General features: G+C 51.3%; 20 protein-coding genes. 2 read left to right on the plus strand and 18 right to left on the minus strand.

Annotation, left to right across the window (positions count from 1 at the left end; genetic code table 11):
- The first annotated feature begins 80 nt into the window (after positions 1 to 80).
- Positions 81 to 950 (plus strand): YitT family protein, encoded by an 870-nt coding sequence (locus tag AC3RCL_RS19220; RefSeq protein WP_015734552.1) that lies wholly within the window; start codon positions 81 to 83, stop codon positions 948 to 950.
- A gap of 42 nt (positions 951 to 992) precedes the next feature.
- Here AC3RCL_RS19220 and AC3RCL_RS19225 read toward each other — a convergent pair whose 3' ends face one another.
- The 8 genes from AC3RCL_RS19225 to AC3RCL_RS19260 form a co-directional block, all read right to left on the minus strand.
- Positions 993 to 1850, minus strand: coding sequence for a sporulation protein YpjB (locus tag AC3RCL_RS19225; protein WP_015734551.1), 858 nt, complete (start codon positions 1848 to 1850; stop codon positions 993 to 995).
- Positions 1851 to 1916: 66 nt separating this feature from the next.
- Positions 1917 to 2549: a DUF1405 domain-containing protein gene (locus tag AC3RCL_RS19230; protein ID WP_015734550.1), complete on the minus strand. Its 633-nt coding sequence runs from the start codon at positions 2547 to 2549 to the stop codon at positions 1917 to 1919.
- A 133-nt stretch (positions 2550 to 2682) separates the two neighbouring features.
- Positions 2683 to 3570, minus strand: a complete 888-nt coding sequence (locus AC3RCL_RS19235; protein ID WP_009595210.1) for a menaquinol-cytochrome c reductase cytochrome b/c subunit — start codon at positions 3568 to 3570, stop codon at positions 2683 to 2685.
- A 21-nt stretch (positions 3571 to 3591) separates the two neighbouring features.
- Positions 3592 to 4263 (minus strand): menaquinol-cytochrome c reductase cytochrome b subunit, encoded by a 672-nt coding sequence (gene qcrB, locus AC3RCL_RS19240; RefSeq protein WP_006209500.1) that lies wholly within the window; start codon positions 4261 to 4263, stop codon positions 3592 to 3594.
- A 15-nt stretch (positions 4264 to 4278) separates the two neighbouring features.
- Positions 4279 to 4824, minus strand: a complete 546-nt coding sequence (locus tag AC3RCL_RS19245; protein WP_015734548.1) for a Rieske (2Fe-2S) protein — start codon at positions 4822 to 4824, stop codon at positions 4279 to 4281.
- Positions 4825 to 4993: 169 nt separating this feature from the next.
- A complete protein-coding gene (locus AC3RCL_RS19250) occupies positions 4994 to 5431 on the minus strand; it encodes a DUF2487 family protein (protein WP_213577775.1) in 438 nt (145 codons plus the stop codon).
- 104 nt (positions 5432 to 5535) lie between these two features.
- Positions 5536 to 5715, minus strand: coding sequence for an IDEAL domain-containing protein (locus AC3RCL_RS19255; protein WP_009595190.1), 180 nt, complete (start codon positions 5713 to 5715; stop codon positions 5536 to 5538).
- Between the two features lie 107 nt (positions 5716 to 5822).
- Positions 5823 to 6977 carry a hypothetical protein gene (locus AC3RCL_RS19260; RefSeq protein ID WP_192572468.1) on the minus strand — a complete coding sequence of 385 codons (1155 nt, stop codon included), beginning with the start codon at positions 6975 to 6977 and terminating at the stop codon, positions 5823 to 5825.
- 364 nt (positions 6978 to 7341) lie between these two features.
- Here AC3RCL_RS19260 and AC3RCL_RS19265 point away from each other — a divergent pair, with 364 nt between their 5' ends.
- Positions 7342 to 8100: a class I SAM-dependent methyltransferase gene (locus tag AC3RCL_RS19265; RefSeq protein ID WP_492531404.1), complete on the plus strand. Its 759-nt coding sequence runs from the start codon at positions 7342 to 7344 to the stop codon at positions 8098 to 8100.
- A 71-nt stretch (positions 8101 to 8171) separates the two neighbouring features.
- Here AC3RCL_RS19265 and AC3RCL_RS19270 read toward each other — a convergent pair whose 3' ends face one another.
- The 10 genes from AC3RCL_RS19270 to trpD form a co-directional block, all read right to left on the minus strand.
- Positions 8172 to 8759, minus strand: a complete 588-nt coding sequence (locus AC3RCL_RS19270) for a histidine phosphatase family protein (protein WP_096773290.1) — start codon at positions 8757 to 8759, stop codon at positions 8172 to 8174.
- A 28-nt stretch (positions 8760 to 8787) separates the two neighbouring features.
- Positions 8788 to 9390 carry an anti-sigma factor family protein gene (locus AC3RCL_RS19275; RefSeq protein ID WP_036665620.1) on the minus strand — a complete coding sequence of 201 codons (603 nt, stop codon included), beginning with the start codon at positions 9388 to 9390 and terminating at the stop codon, positions 8788 to 8790.
- Positions 9387 to 9980 (minus strand): RNA polymerase sigma factor, encoded by a 594-nt coding sequence (locus AC3RCL_RS19280; protein ID WP_015734542.1) that lies wholly within the window; start codon positions 9978 to 9980, stop codon positions 9387 to 9389. Before AC3RCL_RS19280 ends, AC3RCL_RS19275 begins: the two co-directional genes overlap by 4 nt.
- A 407-nt stretch (positions 9981 to 10387) precedes the next feature.
- Positions 10388 to 11476 (minus strand): prephenate dehydrogenase, encoded by a 1089-nt coding sequence (locus tag AC3RCL_RS19285; protein ID WP_492536411.1) that lies wholly within the window; start codon positions 11474 to 11476, stop codon positions 10388 to 10390.
- A 53-nt stretch (positions 11477 to 11529) separates the two neighbouring features.
- Positions 11530 to 12627, minus strand: coding sequence for a histidinol-phosphate transaminase (gene hisC, locus AC3RCL_RS19290; RefSeq protein WP_492531407.1), 1098 nt, complete (start codon positions 12625 to 12627; stop codon positions 11530 to 11532).
- A 40-nt stretch (positions 12628 to 12667) separates the two neighbouring features.
- A complete protein-coding gene (gene trpA, locus AC3RCL_RS19295; protein WP_452519562.1) occupies positions 12668 to 13474 on the minus strand; it encodes a tryptophan synthase subunit alpha in 807 nt (268 codons plus the stop codon).
- The gene (trpB, locus tag AC3RCL_RS19300; RefSeq protein ID WP_015734538.1) at positions 13471 to 14667 is read right to left on the minus strand and encodes a tryptophan synthase subunit beta; all 1197 of its coding nucleotides are present in this window, start codon (positions 14665 to 14667) and stop codon (positions 13471 to 13473) included. The genes trpA and trpB overlap by 4 nt, the downstream gene beginning before the upstream one ends.
- A complete protein-coding gene (locus AC3RCL_RS19305) occupies positions 14664 to 15338 on the minus strand; it encodes a phosphoribosylanthranilate isomerase (protein ID WP_486047443.1) in 675 nt (224 codons plus the stop codon). The genes trpB and AC3RCL_RS19305 overlap by 4 nt, the downstream gene beginning before the upstream one ends.
- Positions 15339 to 15350: 12 nt before the next feature.
- Positions 15351 to 16160: an indole-3-glycerol phosphate synthase TrpC gene (trpC, locus tag AC3RCL_RS19310; protein ID WP_492531410.1), complete on the minus strand. Its 810-nt coding sequence runs from the start codon at positions 16158 to 16160 to the stop codon at positions 15351 to 15353.
- A complete protein-coding gene (trpD, locus tag AC3RCL_RS19315) occupies positions 16150 to 17190 on the minus strand; it encodes an anthranilate phosphoribosyltransferase (RefSeq protein ID WP_015734535.1) in 1041 nt (346 codons plus the stop codon). The genes trpC and trpD overlap by 11 nt, the downstream gene beginning before the upstream one ends.
- Positions 17191 to 17206: the final 16 nt, after the last annotated feature.

Below are 17206 nucleotides of genomic sequence, written 5' to 3' on the forward strand. Positions count from 1 at the left end.
CATATCGGCGCATACTAGACAGGTGCGAAGCAATCTGCAGACAATCGGAAATATCCACTATTGGAAATGCGAGGGGTCTTATGAAAACGTCCAAGTTGCTCCATCAGCTGCAAACGATCATTCCGATCATCGCCGGTTCCGCCATATACGCATTCGGACTGCTGTATTTCATCATTCCGAATGAACTCATGGAGGGTGGGGTCACCGGCATTACCGTACTGCTAAATTACGCCTTTAACATATCGCCGTCCATTTCAACCATGGCATTGAATATCCCGCTGTTCCTGGTCGGAATGAAAATACTCGGCAAACGCCAGTCTGTCTATACAGGACTCGGCATCGCATCCTTAACCCTGTTTCTGTGGCTGTTCGAATTACTGATCGACCGCGGGTATGTCGTGCCTTTTCACACCGAGCATGATTATATTCTGGCTGCGCTTTATGCTGGAGTGACATTGGGGGCCGGGCTCGGCATCGTCTTCCGGTTCGGCGGGACGACTGGCGGCTCCGACATCATTGCCAGAATCATCAACCGGAAATTCGGCTTCAGCATGGGCCAGATCATTTTATCCCTCGATATTTTGATTATCGGTCTATCCTTATTCTTTATCCCGCTCGAGCGCATATTGTATACCCTGGTCGCCGTGTTCATCGCTTCTAAGGTGATCGATTTCATACAGGAAGGGGCTTATGCTGCCAAAGCCTTCACCATCATCAGTGACCGTGCGCCTGATATCGCAAATCGCATATCCACGGAAATGGATCGTGGGGTCACGCTGATCCCGGCTATCGGCGCCTACTCCATGCAAGCCAAGCATATGGTATACTGCGTCGTATCGAGGCAGGAAATTCGCCGCCTTACGGGAATCGCCAAATCCTTGGACCCTCGGGCTTTTATTATCATTAATGATGTCAATGACGTGCACGGGGAAGGTTTTAAAGAGGAATAGCCCGGTTTGCACCGGGCTATTCGGACCATGATGGATATTCGACTACTTTCGGGGGAACATCGGCTTTGCGCTGTACAGCTGGCCGCGGTATTTGCGGTACCCTGCAAACGTTAATGCCGCCAAAATAAAAGCGGCAATGACCAGCTGCCAAGTCCATGGCTCTTTAACCTCTCCCAGCGGAGCAAGCGCAGGCTCGTCTTTTTTCTTGCCGAATAACATATTCATCATTTCCTCGCCCTGCGGGACCACTTTCTCCACTTGCGCCGCGTCTCCGGATGCCACCAGCCCCCCTGCATAGGAAATCCAAGATTCCATCATGTTGACATCCTCGGGCTTGCGCTGAATGACAACGGAAGGACGGATGAGCTCATAATGCTCGCTCAGGCTGTCGTAGGCTCGTCTCATGCCAGCCTGATCGTGCTGCTGCGCATACTGTCCCATGACTCTCAGGTCTTCGCGTATGACCTTGTAATATTGATGCCATAACGCATCCCTGGCATGGATCAGGCTATCCGCTGCCATTCGGAGCTTGCCGGCGGACACCATCCAGTGCTGGGGCTCCTGCGTCGCCCGTGCCGTAGCTTCTTTCATCTCCAGAATGCTCTCAGCCAACGCGTGGATCCCTTCGACGCCGGTCAATCCTTGAAATGAGGAAGCCTCAAACAGCCCGGATACCCGGCGAATATCCTCTAACACGGCTTGTACATTGCCTTCCTCCACATGGCGGTATAACTGCTCCACCTCCTTGTTCAGCGCTTTGGCCTGAATGGATGCAGCGGGCGAAGACTCCGACTGTCCGTTTGCCGCCGGGCTAGCCCATATGGGATTACCCCAGCCTGCGGTAACCAGCAGAAGCAGTGCGGACAGGCACAGAAGGAGCTTCGGAAAGATTCGTAACATGGGACATCCCTCCTACCGTATATGTATGGCAGAAGGGATGCTCATAGAACCGTGCCGGCGAAACAGCTAGCGTTGCTTGGGATTCCCGTATTTCATGAAGATCCAGCCGGCGAAACCGCTGAAGAGCGTCAATAGATAAGTGAACAGCTGGACGGCTGGCAGGTCATCATATAACGGACCGGGCAGCCACGGAAACACGCCATATGTATAATCGACGGTGTCGTTCAGCAGCGTCCAGGCAATGGCCCCGGTTAGGGCTGTCCAGCGGTAATGAAACAATCGGACGAACAGCAAGGCTTCTACTGCCATCGCCGTGTGCGAAGCGACAAGCATCCAATCCTGCCATGCCAGCACATCTCCTTGGGCTTGTCCGGCAAATATCATAACAACTGCCCATATGCCATACTTCACCGATGTGACGACTGCCAGTGCCTCTATGAATTGCTGAAACAACGCGCCGCCGAGGCTCCGAGGCGGGTAGAGAAGCAGCAAAAGCGCCAAACTGAAAAACAAACTGGCCGTCGGGCTGTCCGGCACGAATACGACCTGCCATATGTAGCCATGTTCCACCGTATCGGCCATTTGAGCGCCGTACCATATGTATCCATAGATCGTTCCAAGTACGTTGCATACGAGCAGCAGCCAGAGAATCGATCGCTTGCTTAGAAATTCCCGGCTCCATAAAAACGAAATTGACAAACTCGGTCCTCCAATCCTGTTCCTGTATTCTTTAGACTAATGCCGATTATACCTAAACCAGGGACATATTTCATCTATCGTACGCATTTAAAAAAGAACCTGACCGTAATACGGTCAGGTTCTTTAATGCATGCTACTCTGCAGCCGCTTCTGCTTTTTGGCTTGCGAGCCAATCCGCCAGCTGGTCGAGTTGTTCTTCAGTAACTCCAGCAGAGAGTGCCGTTTCTTTCATAGCCGGCATGCTGCCTTGGCCATTTTCGATGATCGCCACAATCTCTTCTTTTGTATGGGTGTCACCGACGCCGCGCAGCGACGGTCCGGATGCCCCTTTCAAATCTGCAGCATGACAGGAGATACAAGTAGCCGTTTTAAAGGTCTCCATTGCAGGATTATCCTTATCCACAATCGCTACGATGCTGTCTTCAGGCTGCTTGCCGCTGGTAGTTGGCAGACCAGCGGCACGCTTCTCGTGAGCTTCTTCTTCCCGCTGAATATGCTCCGGCTTCTGGCCTGTAGCTTCCAGTTCATGCTGATAATGCGTCCATGCAGCATTGGTCAGATAAATGACGGCAAACAACGACAGAATCATAAGCGCCGAAGTGATAGGTCTCTTGTAGAACCTCCGCTCTTTCCCTGTATCCAGGAACGGAACCAGGAGCAATGAGCCAAAGGCCACGCCGGAAACGCCAATCGTGCCGAGTACCACATAATCACCGGATGCGTACGGAAGCTTCAAATATTCATACAGGAACAGGAAGTACCAGTCCGGCATCGGAATGACCGAAGCCCCCGGATCCGCCGGATAACCAAGCGGTGCCGGTTCCGAGATGGTCAGAACAAGGAAACCGACCAATACAACTACACCAACCATCCATTCCTTCAACAAGAAGTTAGGAATGAACGCTTCTGATTTGCCGGGATATGCGGTGTAATCCGGCGGCGTAACCCAACCGCTGCCTTTTTTCACACGCGAATCGCCGACATAAACTACTTTTTCATCAGATTTATGACCATGTGCCATAAATATGCGCCTCCCTTCTTCTTATAGTGGACCGGAAATACCTTGTCTGCGGATCATGATAAAGTGTCCTACCAATAAGGCAAGAAGGACAGCCGGAAGGAAGAATACGTGAATAGCGAAGAAACGCGTCAGCGTTTCGGCACCTACGATCGTACCGCCTTGCAGCAATTCTTTAATGATAGGTCCAAGCCAAGGTACGGAGTTCGCAATCTCCAGTGTAACTTTTGTAGCGAAGTAAGCTTTGTTATCCCATGGCAGCAGGTAGCCTGTCAAACCAAGGCCGAGCATAACAAAGAAAATGAGCATACCAACGACCCAGTTCATTTCACGCGGCGCTTTGTAAGAGCCGGTGAAGAACACGCGCATCGTATGCAGGAACATCATAACGATTACCAAGCTTGCGCCCCAGTGGTGCATGCCGCGGACAATCTGTCCGAAGGCAACCTGTGTTTGCAGGTACTCGACACTGTTGTAAGCGTTTATGATATCCGGTACGTAATACATCGTCAGGAACATTCCCGACAGAATCTGGATGACTGTGATAAAAAACGTCAAGCCGCCGAAACAGTACACAAACGCGGAGAAATGATGCGCCGGGTTTACGTGTTCCGGTACCTCGTGGTCTGCAACGTCTCTCCAAATCGGCGTGATATCGAGACGTTCATCAATCCAGTTGTAGACATTCTTCAACATCTGAATCTACGCCTCCTATTTAACTACGGTATTTGGCACGATGGCGCCGAGGTAAATCCAGCCGTTCTCGATTTTCGTCTCGTACTGGTCAAGCGGCTTCGGCGCGACTGCCAGGTTCTTACCGTCCGGTGTATAACGCGCACCGTGGCAAGGGCAGTGGTATTCATCCGGGAAATTCTTGTTGTTATTCCATCCAACAAGGCATCCCAAATGCTTACAAATCGGTGAAAGCGCTACAATTTCACCTTGATCGTTCTTACGAATCCACGCCGTCAAAGTAGCTGTACTGTTGTACCAGCCGTCCTGCTGTTTGAGCTCGAAATGGAATTCCTGTGGATCGTTGGTAATTTTGCTCTCTTCCGCGACTTTTACAAAAGACCCTTCTTCCTTATTTTGAAGAATCGGATCAACGGCAAAGCGGAGCATTGGCAAAACTACTCCAGCAGCCATATAAGCTGTGGCACCGCCCAACGTGTATGTAAGAAATTGTCTGCGGGACATCTCTTTCTGTCGGGGTGGATTGTGCGATTCTTCATGCTCGTCATTGTGGTTGCTGCTCATTCTGTGTTCAACCCCCTTTGTCAACCGTTCTTAAGTGTCATCAATGATTAAAATCACACGACTTACTAGGACATACTAATAATATCTTAGGCACCCAAGACCGTCAAGAATTTGAATCCCAAATTTGGGTTCGCTTCCAATAGCCCTTTCATAAATTGTTGGTTTTTTGTCACAATTCAACACGGCTTTCCTGCTGCCACATTTCGCTGATCTGTCCTGATACGATGGCAGGCATAGGGATCGAGTCACTGCCTTCCAGCCTGCGCCGCGACAGGACAAGCGTGCTTTCGGGCACATCCTCTATAGAGAGCTCGGAATCGGCTGTCATGACCACCACGAACTTAAAGCCGATGGATTTGACATTGTGACAAACTTCATTTAGAAGCTTCATATCTTCAGTATTTCCATATTGTACGGCAGGATATGTAACCAATCTTCCCTTAAACGGAATTTCTGCCATATCCATAAAATCCCGGAGCCGTTCCAGCGCGGCTGTCGCCTCCCATGGCGTTTCCGTACCCGAAAGTCCGGTAAACGGAATCAGACAGGTATCAAAATAAGGTTTCAGCTCCGGCCACGTCTGCTCGTCCACTTCACTAAATTTCATGCAAGATACATTCCTTTCTGCTCACTCATCATGATTTTGTCTTCATTATACGAGTGAAAGGGCAGGTTAGGCAAAAAAAAGAAGAAATGCGATAAAGCATTTCTTCAATTCAAAGTCCTCAGTTCATCCGTCAGGGTTCGGAAAGCCACTTCGTCGCCGGAAGCCAGCGCTTCGTCGATTTCCTTGTACAGCTCTTCGCTCCGATGCTTGCGCAATGCCTCGTCCCACACCATTTCGGCCGCCAGACCTAACATAACCTCGTAAGTAACCTTCATCTTATCCATTAGGATGCACCTCCAAACTAAATTTGCGTATAGCTTATATTCTTTCCCTTTAATTGCTTAACTTCCAACATATTTACGGCTGCTGCGAACTTGTCCAAACAACCATGCTAGAGGATCAGATCATCATTCGAATCGCTGATATGTATGCCGGCTTCCGCTGCCTTCAATCCAAGCGCGGTCATTTTGTATGATGTTCCCATGCTCTGGCTCTCCCCTATTCTGAGCATCCCCAAATGCATCAGCATGCGGATAATCCGCTGCTCCAAGATGTTTTGCGGACTATCATAATAGAAAGGACGGATTAGCCAGCCCAGCGATTCGTAAAGCGAGGCTGCCGTGACCCAATCTCTTGCGCACTGACTTATCCAGTAAACAAGAGAAGATATATTGGGAATTGCGCCTTTATACAGTCTTAACCAAAACCGGAATATCTGTATCACGCTAACTTGATTTCCTTCCTCAAGAAACGAGGCTCCGGTTTCACTCAGGATCAACCGGGCGTGGTTTTCCCTGATCCATTTTTTGGCGTAGGCATAATCGTACAGCAGCGCAAATCGGTCGGGATATTCAATGCAGGAACGGCCATACCCGAACCGCCACGCTCCTTTGGTAATCAACGGCTCCGAAATATGCAGCGTACTCATGAGCTGCTGCTGATTTCGCCTGTACATGAATCCTTCCTGGTTCAGCTCGATATCGTGCCCGCCTACATATTTAAGAATCAGCTTGAGATCTTCCGCGGCTAGTCCCTGCTCATCCCGGTATGCTTCCGGATCATGCGGCAATCGCTGCAGATTTTGATGAAGCCGCTCCCGCAGCACATCGCGGAACCGCTCCTTCAAATCCGAGGGCACTTGAAACAAATACTTAGTGGAATGGGTAAAACCGTTAAACAGCCAGCCGCTCCGGCGATAACGCGCGACCGCCTCCCGCGGACTTTCCGTTTTGGCGGCAGCTGCCTTCTTGTTTGAAGAGGCTTTATCTTCTTTCTCCTCCAAATCCGCCGTATGACGGATGGCGGCCGTCAGTTCTTCCAGGCTGTAGCCTGTTCGAGTGTCAAAGACCAGATTGTTCAGAAAACGCAAATCGCTCGGTGACAAGCTGCTGACCTGCTCCTCGAAAAACTCTCTTCGCCCGAGCTTGGACAGGATGCTCTGGATCAATTCGTGCTTCGAATTCCGCTTAGCGTCACAATCATAGTGATTCGCTATATTGCTAAGCTGTCCAATATCGGCATATGTGAGCATATCCGCTAGATTCATCTTCCATCGCCTCGCCGTTTTACAACCATTATGGGAAGGTTTCGGACTTTTGATACCTGATGCTCGTCGGTTTGATGAAATATTTTTTGATTATTTCTATATAGAAATGACTATGCTCTCTTATTAAATGATAGAATACATACAAACGGTTACAGGAAACCGCACTTGATGTTTTTATAACGAATACAAAATGAAGCCCAGCTTTTTTAAGACGGGCTGATTCCATCCATACAGGAGGATCATCATGATAAGAACGCAGGAACACGAAATATAACTTGGTGCGAATCGAATCCGCGGACCTCCCTTAAGAGCATTTTATATGAAGAAACTTATTCATGATAAATGACTTGGAGGTTATGCAGAGATGATAAAAGATGCTGAATTTTTAAAGTTCATTCAAAACATGGATCACCATTTTTCGGGATGGGATTTTTCGCGTATTACCGCTTCCGGCCGCATGCAGTCCCACGCTCTCCCCTGGTCTTTGGGCAGCGTGGTGCTTCCTTTGATGCGAAATGCCGCTACGATGCTGGACATGGGTACGGGAGGAGGAGAATTCTTATCCTCCCTGCAGCCGCTCCCGAAATCCGTTTATGCCACCGAAGGGTACAAACCGAACGTTCAGATTGCAAAGCAAAGACTCGAGCCGCTGGGTGTAAACGTTGTCTACTTTGAAGAAGATTCCTCGCTTCCTTTAAAGGATCGTTATTTTGACCTGATCATCAATCAGCATGAATCCTATTCGGCAGCGGAAGTAAGAAGAATATTGAACGATCGCGGGGTGTTTGTAACCCAGCAATCCGGCGGAACCGATTGTTATGGGATTAACGAATCGCTTGGCGTTCCGCTGAATAAAGAGTTCGCTCATTGGAACCTGGCCATAGCGGCCCAAGAGCTGCAGGATCACGGGTTCAAGATTACCTTCAGCCGCGAGGACTTTTTACCGCAGCGATTTTACGACATCGGCGCACTGGTTTATTATTTGATAGCGATTCCCTGGCAGATTCCTGATTTTAAGGTGGAGCGCTATATCGAGCCTTTACATCATATTCACCGGATGATCCGGACCAATGGCTACTTCGAGGTCCAGCAGCACCGGTTTATTTTAATCGCCGAAGTGTAAACCTCAACCTATCCAACATAAAGAAGGAGCCTTCCCGTCGGAAGGCTCCTTCTACTAATACACGCTCATATTTACGATTGGTTCGTCAACAGATGCTTGGTACAGTTAAACAGCAAGGGAGACCAGTCATCCTCTTTTCTCTCCAGGACGGTGAGCGACAGATTGCCGATCCGTTCGCTCAGGGCACCACGGCACACCAGCTTGTATAACTGCGCTAAAAAACCGCCATGACTGACAACAAGAATATTGGCTTCCGGATGTTTATGCCACATATCATCGAGAAAGACAAGCCCTCTGGACTGAAGCTCCAGATCCGTTTCCTGGCCCAGATCCAACATGTGCCAATCGGCACCGAACCGGGTTTCACGCTCTTCCGCTGTCAAGCCTTCCACCTGACCGTACTTGCGCTCACGCAAGCGGTTATCCGGCGGCGCCAAGGGAATGTTCAGCATGGACGAAATAATTTTCGCGGTTTCTTCAGCGCGGGAGAGCCCGCTGCTGATCGCGAAGTCCCATCGGTAATGCTCCTGCAGAAGCCTTTCCCCAAGCAAACGCGCTTGACGACGGCCTTCCTCATTCAGTGGTATGTCCGTTTGGCCTTGGATTTTGCCTAGAGCGTTCCAATCCGTTAATCCATGGCGAACCAAGCCGATCTGCATGCCGCCTCTCCTCCATCCTATCCATATTTTATCTTCTGACCCGATTTAGTCTTTTTAGGAAAAACAAAGCGCATCCGATTCCCAAAAGGGAAAGTATCATCCAGTATTCTGGCTGAGTGGGACTCATATCAACCACAAAAGGATCAATAATGCCGCTGTTGGTTTTTGGGATGTTGTAATCGTCCTTGGTATTCAAGCCTTGGGCCGTATCCGCTACGCCTGTAGGGATAATCCCTGTCGTTACGGCTTCCGGAACCGGATCCGGTTGATTGCCCGTCGCTGCAAAATAAACAAAGCTGCAAACGAACAAGGCCAGAAAACCGGCAATCATCAGCGTCAGCCGCTTCCGGAACACCCGGCTTACCGCCCGGCTCTTGGACGTTTCCTCCACCAGCCAGGGAAAATCGCGATAAATGCGGTCCATCACGTTGCGGTTGATCTGTTCAGCGTCCATGTCGGGAATCTCATGCTCCAGGGCATGAACCATGTTCTGGCTTTCCACCCACATTTCGTACTCCGCTGCACATGAGCTACAGGTTTGAACATGTGCAATCAGCCGTTGTCGCCGCAGATCGTTGTCCGGTAAATCCCAGACCGTTTCCATCAGCTCTTGGGCTTCATTGCAAGTCATCTGTTCTTCATCCCTCTCAGATCCTCAAAAACCGGCTCATAAAAATAGGGTTCGAGCTGAATTTTGACGCTGCCGCGGGCCCGGAACAACAGTGACTTAACCGAACTGACGCTTTGACCTAAAATATCTGCGATTTCCTGGTAATCCAGTTGATCATACTCCCGAAGAATCAGCGCAGATCTCTGTTTCTCCGGTAAATTGTTAATCGCTTCCCTTACCATATGTACTCGTTCACTGCGCAGGATCGCCTGCTCCGGGGCGACCTCCAGCGGCGCCACTGGCACGACCCCGCTCTCCTCCAAGGGCAATGTGCCGCTGCGATGCTTGCGAAGTTCGCTCAGCACGGTGTTGCGCGCAATGGTGTAGAGCCAAGTCGAGAAGGATGCATCCACTTCCCGGAAGGAATGCAGGCTCCGGAAAGCCTTGTAGAACGTTTCCGAGCATAAATCTTCAGCCATTAGCTCCATGTGCGAGCTTTTTAACATATGATAGACAAATGCCAATATTTTTCTCTGATAACGCCTCATTAATTCGGAATAAAGTTCGGTATTGCCTTGCTTAATTTCTTGGATTAGTTGGGAATCCGTCATATGATTTTTCGTTCCTCCTTCACCCACCGGTGCCCATTCCTTGTCATTTCCACCTTCATGAGGAAAATCAAGGATTTGTGCAAAAGTACCGTCAAACCATATATAGTTACGCCTCATGTTGTCTGACTATTCTATGTATTTGGCAATTTCCCCAAATCTTCTACACTAGCACTCTAGCATTATAGCACATATTGGAGAAAAGTTCAGGTTTGTGGCAGAAGGTTTTCCACGGATAGGAAAATCGGCAAAAAAAATCCGCCTTCATCATTGAAGGCGGTTGCACAAAGTGCAATATTTTGGATAGGAGTGGAGAGAAACCATACTGTACTTTTATTATATGTATACGTTTTCATTTTGTCAACACTGAAAACGCATTTATTTCCGGTTGTTTAAAAACAACCGGAAAATTACTGATACACCGAGTGTCCTTGCGATAACAACAGCTCTTTAGCTCGCTCCTGTTCGATTTCATTGCGGAAGGAAAGCCTCATCACGCCCGGCACATCTTCCCGACTCTCGATAATCTGCATGTTGCTTAGGTTGATACTGTTCGTCCCGAGCTCCGTCGCGATGCGGCCGATGATGCCCGGATGGTCAGGCACGTCCAAATACAGATCAAATTGGGACACGATCATGCCCTTGCGCCGTTCTGGCAGTACGCTGCGGAATTCCCCTGCCATGCGGAAAGCCTCTTCGATCGCAGCACCGTCCTTCGACTCCAGCATATCCATGAATCGCCGGATTCCTTCATTCCAGTCTTGCAGCAGCGTCAGCATGACCCTGCGATTGTTTAATAGAATGTCCCGCCATACGACCGGGTCGCTGGAAGCGATGCGGGTTATATCCCGAAAGCCCCCTGCAGCCAAGGTGCGGTACAACGGATTATCGTCATTATAGGAGCTGATCTGATTGACTAACGCCACTGCGATCACATGGGGCAGATGGCTGATCGCTCCAACGATCTCATCGTGAAGTCTCGGCTCTACCTTCACAATATGGGCACGCGTGTGAGACAAAAGCTCTACAAGCACGTTCAGCTTATCCTGAGGGACATCGTCCGGCGGAGTTAGCACGTAATAGGCATTCTCGAACAATACGGTGGAGGCAGCTCCAACACCGGATCGCTCCGAGCCCGCCATCGGATGACCGCCGATGAAATACGCATCCTTAAAGGCAAGCTGGGATGCGCATTCGGCAATGCTTGCTTTGGTGCTGCCAACATCCGTAATAATGCATCCCGGCTTCAGCCGCATTTCGCTCAAACGTTTCATGTACATCTCAAGACTGCCTACGGGAACGCATAAAAAAATGACGTCCGCGTTTTGGGCAGCTTCTTCTACCGAAAGCGTAACCTTATCAACGACGCCCTTAGCAATGACCTGGTCGGCATATTCTTGGGTGTGGGCATAACCGGTAACGGTTATGCCAGGTTTTCCTTTGAAGTTTAAAGCTAACGAACCGCCGATCAAGCCGACGCCGAATATGGAAATTTGCATTGTCATGTTCTCTCTCACTCGTTTCAAGCTGCGATTATTGTTGTGTCATTCGATCAGGCTGGCGCATTCACTTCGCTCAGCACTTGTTCCAAAGCGCCGATAAAAGCCTTGTTCTGTTCTTCGGAGCCTACGGTTACGCGAATATGGTTCGGATACAGTTCAAATCCAGGCCGTACGATAATGCCTTTGCTAAGCAGCGACTTAAACACTTCGGTGCCTGGCTTCTTCACGTCCACCATAATGAAGTTACCGTTCGCAGGAAAATAAGATAGTCCAAGACGATCAAATTCCCCTTGCACGTAATGGATCCCGTCGGCATTCATTTGACGGCATTTCGCTACGAACTCCTGATCTTTCAGGGCTGCCTTCGCCGCTACTTGAGCCAGGCGTCCCGTATTAAACGGCTCACGTACCCGATTGATCAAGGAAATGACTTCCTGCTGCCCGATGCCGTAGCCGATCCGGAGGGCGGCCAAGCCGTATATTTTGGAGAAGGTACGCAGGATGACCAGATTCGGATAACGCTCCATTAACTTGATGCTGTCCGGGTACGAAGCGTCCGTTACATATTCATAATAAGCTTCATCAAGCACAACCATTACGTGGGCCGGGACTTCATCCAGGAAGGAAACCAGCTCGCTTTCGGAAACGATGGTTCCGGTCGGATTATTCGGATTGCACACCCACACGATTTTGGTTTTGTCCGAAACGGCTTTGGCCATGCCCGGCAAATCGTGCTTACCGTCCACCAGCGGCACCTCGATGCATGTCGCACCTTCGATATCCGCATTCGTTTTATACACCGAGAAGGTCTGATCCGCCATGATGGTTTCATCCCCCGGTTGCAGGAATGCCCGGATAATGAGGGCAATGATTTCATCGGATCCGCAGCCGAAAATAATCTGATTGCGTTCAATTCCCAGCTGGCCAGCAAGCTCAGCCGTTAAATCGGCCGCACTTCCGTCCGGATACAGGCTGAGCGTTCCCAGTTCGGCGGTAATCGCTTCGGTTGCGCGCGGCGAGCAGCCGTACGGATTCTCGTTGGAGGCCAGTTTAATGACAACATCCAGCCCTAATTCCTTTTTGACTTCTTCGATCGGTTTCCCGGGCTGATATACGGGAAGATTAACAATTTGCGCTTTCGGTTTCATACGATATTCGCCTCACCTTTCATAACTGCTATGGACAACACTATCCTTTTAATTGTGCCACAAACTCCCTGATTTGCAAAAGTCCCTGCTGTCTTGTCTCTTCCTTCTCCAGCAGAGGAATGGTCGATTCAATCTGACGCACAATCGCGCTCCCGACAACGACGCCGTCGCAGATTTTTGAGAATCTGGCCACCTGCTCACTGGATGAAATGCCAAAGCCGATCGCGATCGGCACGTTGCTGTACTGCCTTACCGTCTCAAGGAAAGACTCCACCCCCGCGTAAAAATCGGTGCGCTCGCCCGTCACGCCAAGGGAGGATACGCAGTACACAAAGCCGGTCGCTTCCGAAGCGATGCTCGCGATCCGCTCATGGGAGGTAGGAGCCACCAGCGGAATCAGATGAACGCCCGCCGCGTGGGCGCGTTTCCGAACCTCCTCGGATTCCTCCACCGGAAGATCGGGAATGATCAAGCCGCTGATGTCGTGCCTTACCACTTCCTCGAAGAAAACGTCCAGTCCGGTTTGCAGTACCGGATTGTAATACGTGAACAGGATGAACGGCAGCTTGCTGCCCCGCTCTCTTGCCAGGCGCGCGGTTTCCATGCAAGTGCGAATGGTCACCTTGCCCTTCAGCGCGCGCTCGGAAGCCCGTTGGATGACCGGTCCGTCGGCAAGGGGATCCGAATAAGGAACGCCGAGTTCAATAATGTCGGCTCCCGCGATTTCAAGCTCATGGATGATATCCAGCGTCGACTTCACATCCGGATCCCCGACGGTGAGATAAGGGATCATGGCGGTCTTGTTTTGTTGCTTCAACGACGCAAAGGTCTGATCGATTCGGTTCATTCGGTTTTCCCTCCCGTGTAAGCCATGATGGACTCCACGTCCTTGTCGCCGCGACCGGATAAATTAATCACGACGATATCGTTCTCGGTCCACGTAGATGCCATCTTTACGGCTTGCGCTACGGCGTGCGCGGATTCCAGGGCAGGAATAATGCCTTCCGTGCGGCATAGCAGCTGCAGGGCATCGAGCGCCTCTTGGTCGGTTATCGGTACGTACTGCACGCGTTCAATGTCTTTTAAATAGGAATGCTCCGGACCAACCCCGGGATAATCAAGGCCGGCTGAAATGGAATGCGCCTCCTGTACTTGTCCGTACTCGTCCTGCAGCAAATAACTCATCGAGCCTTGGAATACGCCTTGTGTCCCCTTGGACATCGTAGCCGCATGAAAATCGGTATCCACTCCCTTGCCTGCCGCTTCGACGCCGATCAAACCGACTTCCTTGTCTTCAAGGAACGGATAGAACATGCCGATCGCATTGCTACCGCCCCCGATCGGCGCAAGAATGACGTTTGGAAGCCTTCCTTCCGTCTCCAGTATCTGCCTCCGGGTCTCGTCACCGATAATGCGCTGGAAATTCCGCACCATCATAGGATACGGATGCGGCCCTACAGCGGAGCCCAGCACATAAAAGGTATCCTCGACGTTGCTGACCCAGTAGCGAAGCGCCTCGTTGCCGGCATCTTTCAGCGTTCGGCTTCCCGACGTGACCGGAATCACTTCGGCACCGAGCATTTTCATGCGGAATACGTTCAACTGCTGCCGTTTGGTATCTTCTTCGCCCATAAATACCTTGCATTCAAGACCCAGCAGAGCGGCTACCGTCGCGGTCGCTACGCCATGCTGTCCGGCACCCGTTTCGGCAATGACCTTGCCTTTGCCCATGCGCTTGGCTAACACGCCTTGTGCAATGGCGTTGTTGATTTTGTGCGCGCCGGTATGGTTCAAATCCTCGCGCTTCAGGTAAATTTTAGCCTTGCCGAGATGTTGGCTGAGCCGCTCCGCGTAATAAAGTGGCGTTTCCCTTCCGGAATACTGTTTCAGCAAATAGGCGATCTCCTCTTTAAAAGCAGGATCCTCCGAAAAACGATTATATTCTTGCTCAAGCTCTATTAAAGCGTTCATCAGTGTTTCCGGCACGAACCGGCCTCCAAACACCCCGAAACGTCCATTACGGTCAGGAAGCTGTGTCATTTCCCCTTCACCCTTTCTACAAATGCGGTCACTTTGTTTATATCCTTCACGCCAGGCTCGCTCTCTACGCCGCTGGATACATCCACCCCGTACGGAGCGTACTGGCCGATCAAATGAGCAACATTATCCGGATCGAGCCCGCCGGCTACAAACAAGGGAATCCCTTGCCGTTCAGCCCATTGCTGGTACGCCGGGATCAGATCCCAGGCAAACGTCTTGCCCGACCCTCCGCCGTACACCGGATCATAGGTGTCGATCAGCAGTCCGTCGATGCAGCCCGCATACGAATCCAGTGCCGACAGACGTTCCGCTTCCGGACGGTCACTTCCGATCGATACCGCCTTAAAAACGGAAACCGGGAAGCGCTCCTTCACTTCCCGGCAAAATTGCGGCGATTCCTGACCATGCAGCTGCACGACGTCAAGCGCCGTTTCTTGAAGAAGCTCTGCGAGCTCGCTCAACTCAGGGTTAACCAAGACGCCGACAGCAGCGGGAATCTTGTCATGCTCCCATTCCCGCAATACTTGCACCAGCTGCGCAGCCTGCTGCGGCGTTACCCGCCGCCGGCTCTTGGCAAATACGAATCCGATATAATCTACAGGTAAGTTTATCATAGATTTTAGCACTTCAACGCTTTGAAGTCCACATATTTTTAGAGCCGTACTCATCATCGAATGTCCCCTTTATTCCATGTCTGCAGCTATCGGCAGCGGTCCCATCAGATCGTTCACAGCGCGGAACACGTCCTGCTGGCGCATGAAATGTTCCCCGACCAGAACCCCGTGTGCTCCCACATAATGCAAGTAGGAAATGTCGGCCGGGCTAGATATTCCGCTTTCGCTGATCAGCGTCACTTCCTGCGGAACCTGCGCCGCGATATCTGCCGTTGTCTGCAATGAGGTTTCAAAGGTCCGCAGATTACGGTTGTTAATCCCGATCAGACGGGCCGTTCCCAGTCCGATTACCGATTCCAGCTCTTGCCCGTCGTGAACCTCAATCAGGCAATCCAATCCGATCGAGTCTGCAACGTCAATGAACTCCGCGATACGCTGCGGCGCAAGGATGCTCGCAATCAAGAGAACGGCATCCGCACCCAGCAGGCGCGCTTCGTAAATCTGAGTCTCGTCGATAATGAAATCCTTGCGCAGCAACGGGATGTTGACGGCCGCCCTTACCGCTTGCAGATATTCTCCACTTCCCTGAAAGTAGTCCTTATCCGTCAGCACGGACAGACAATCGGCATCGGCTGCTTCGTAAGCCTTGGCGATCATAACCGGGTCAAAGTCGGGACGAATCAACCCTTTGGAGGGCGAAGCCTTTTTGACCTCGGCGATTAACCCCATGCTGCGTTTGCGTCCCATGGACAACGCCTTCTCAAACCCGAGAGTCGGTGGCAAATCCGCAATTTGCCTCTCTGCTTCCGAGATGCTGAACGTTTCTCGCAGCTGTGCAACCTCATTGCGTTTCGTTTCTACGATTCGATCAAGATACATAACTCATTTCCCCCGTTCTTGAGATCAGCTGCTCCAACTTGGACTGCGCCAGCCCGGAATCAATCGCTCCCGCTGCACGCTGCACGCCTTCGGCCAAACTATCCGCAAGTCCCGACACATAGATGCAGGCACCGGCATTGGCAAGCACGATGTCCCGATAAGCACTGCGTTCTCCGCGCAGTACCGAGCCGATGATGGCCGCATTCTCTTGTGCATCGCCGCCCAGGATATCGTTCATCGGATGAACCGACAGACCCAAATCATGGGGGTGGATATCATAAGTGCGGACTTCTCCGCCCCGGAGCTCCGATACCCGGGTAGGCGCCGAGACGCTGATTTCATCCAGCCCATCGTGGCTGGTCACTACCATGGCTCGCTTCAAACCGAGCTCTTTGAGGACCTGCGCAATGGTTTCCGTTTTGTTCATATCGTATATCCCGAGCATCTGCCGGTCCGCGCCCGCCGGGTTCGTCAGTGGCCCCAGCATGTTAAATACGGTCCGGACCCCAAGCTCTTTGCGAGGAGCAGCCGCATATTTCATCGACGGATGATAAATTTGGGCGAACAGGAAGCAGATTCCGATATCGTTCAGGCAGGCTGTGGCTTGTTCTGCGGTCAAGTGGATATTGACGCCAAGCGCTTCCAGCACATCGGCGCTGCCCGCCCGGCCCGATGCCGAACGGTTGCCGTGTTTGGCCACTCTGACCGAAACCGAGGAGGAGATAATGGCGGATACGGTAGAAATGTTAAACTTGTGAATGCCGGATCCTCCGGTGCCGCACGTATCGAGCAGCTGGTTCCGCTCGGTAACGACACGTCCGCCCGCGCCTCTCATCGCTTCGGCAAAACCGGTTATCTCTTCTACGGTTTCTCCCTTCATTCTTAAGGCCGTCAGCAGCGCGCCGATTTGAGAATGGGTCGCATGGCCTTCCATTATCGTCTGCATCACCCCGCGGGCCTCATCCCGGCTCAGATCCTGACCGCCGATCAGCTTTGAAAGGCTGGATTGCATCGTCTCCATCACGTTCATTACGATCTCCTCCTTC

Source organism: Paenibacillus sp. MT86, assembly GCF_058792535.1.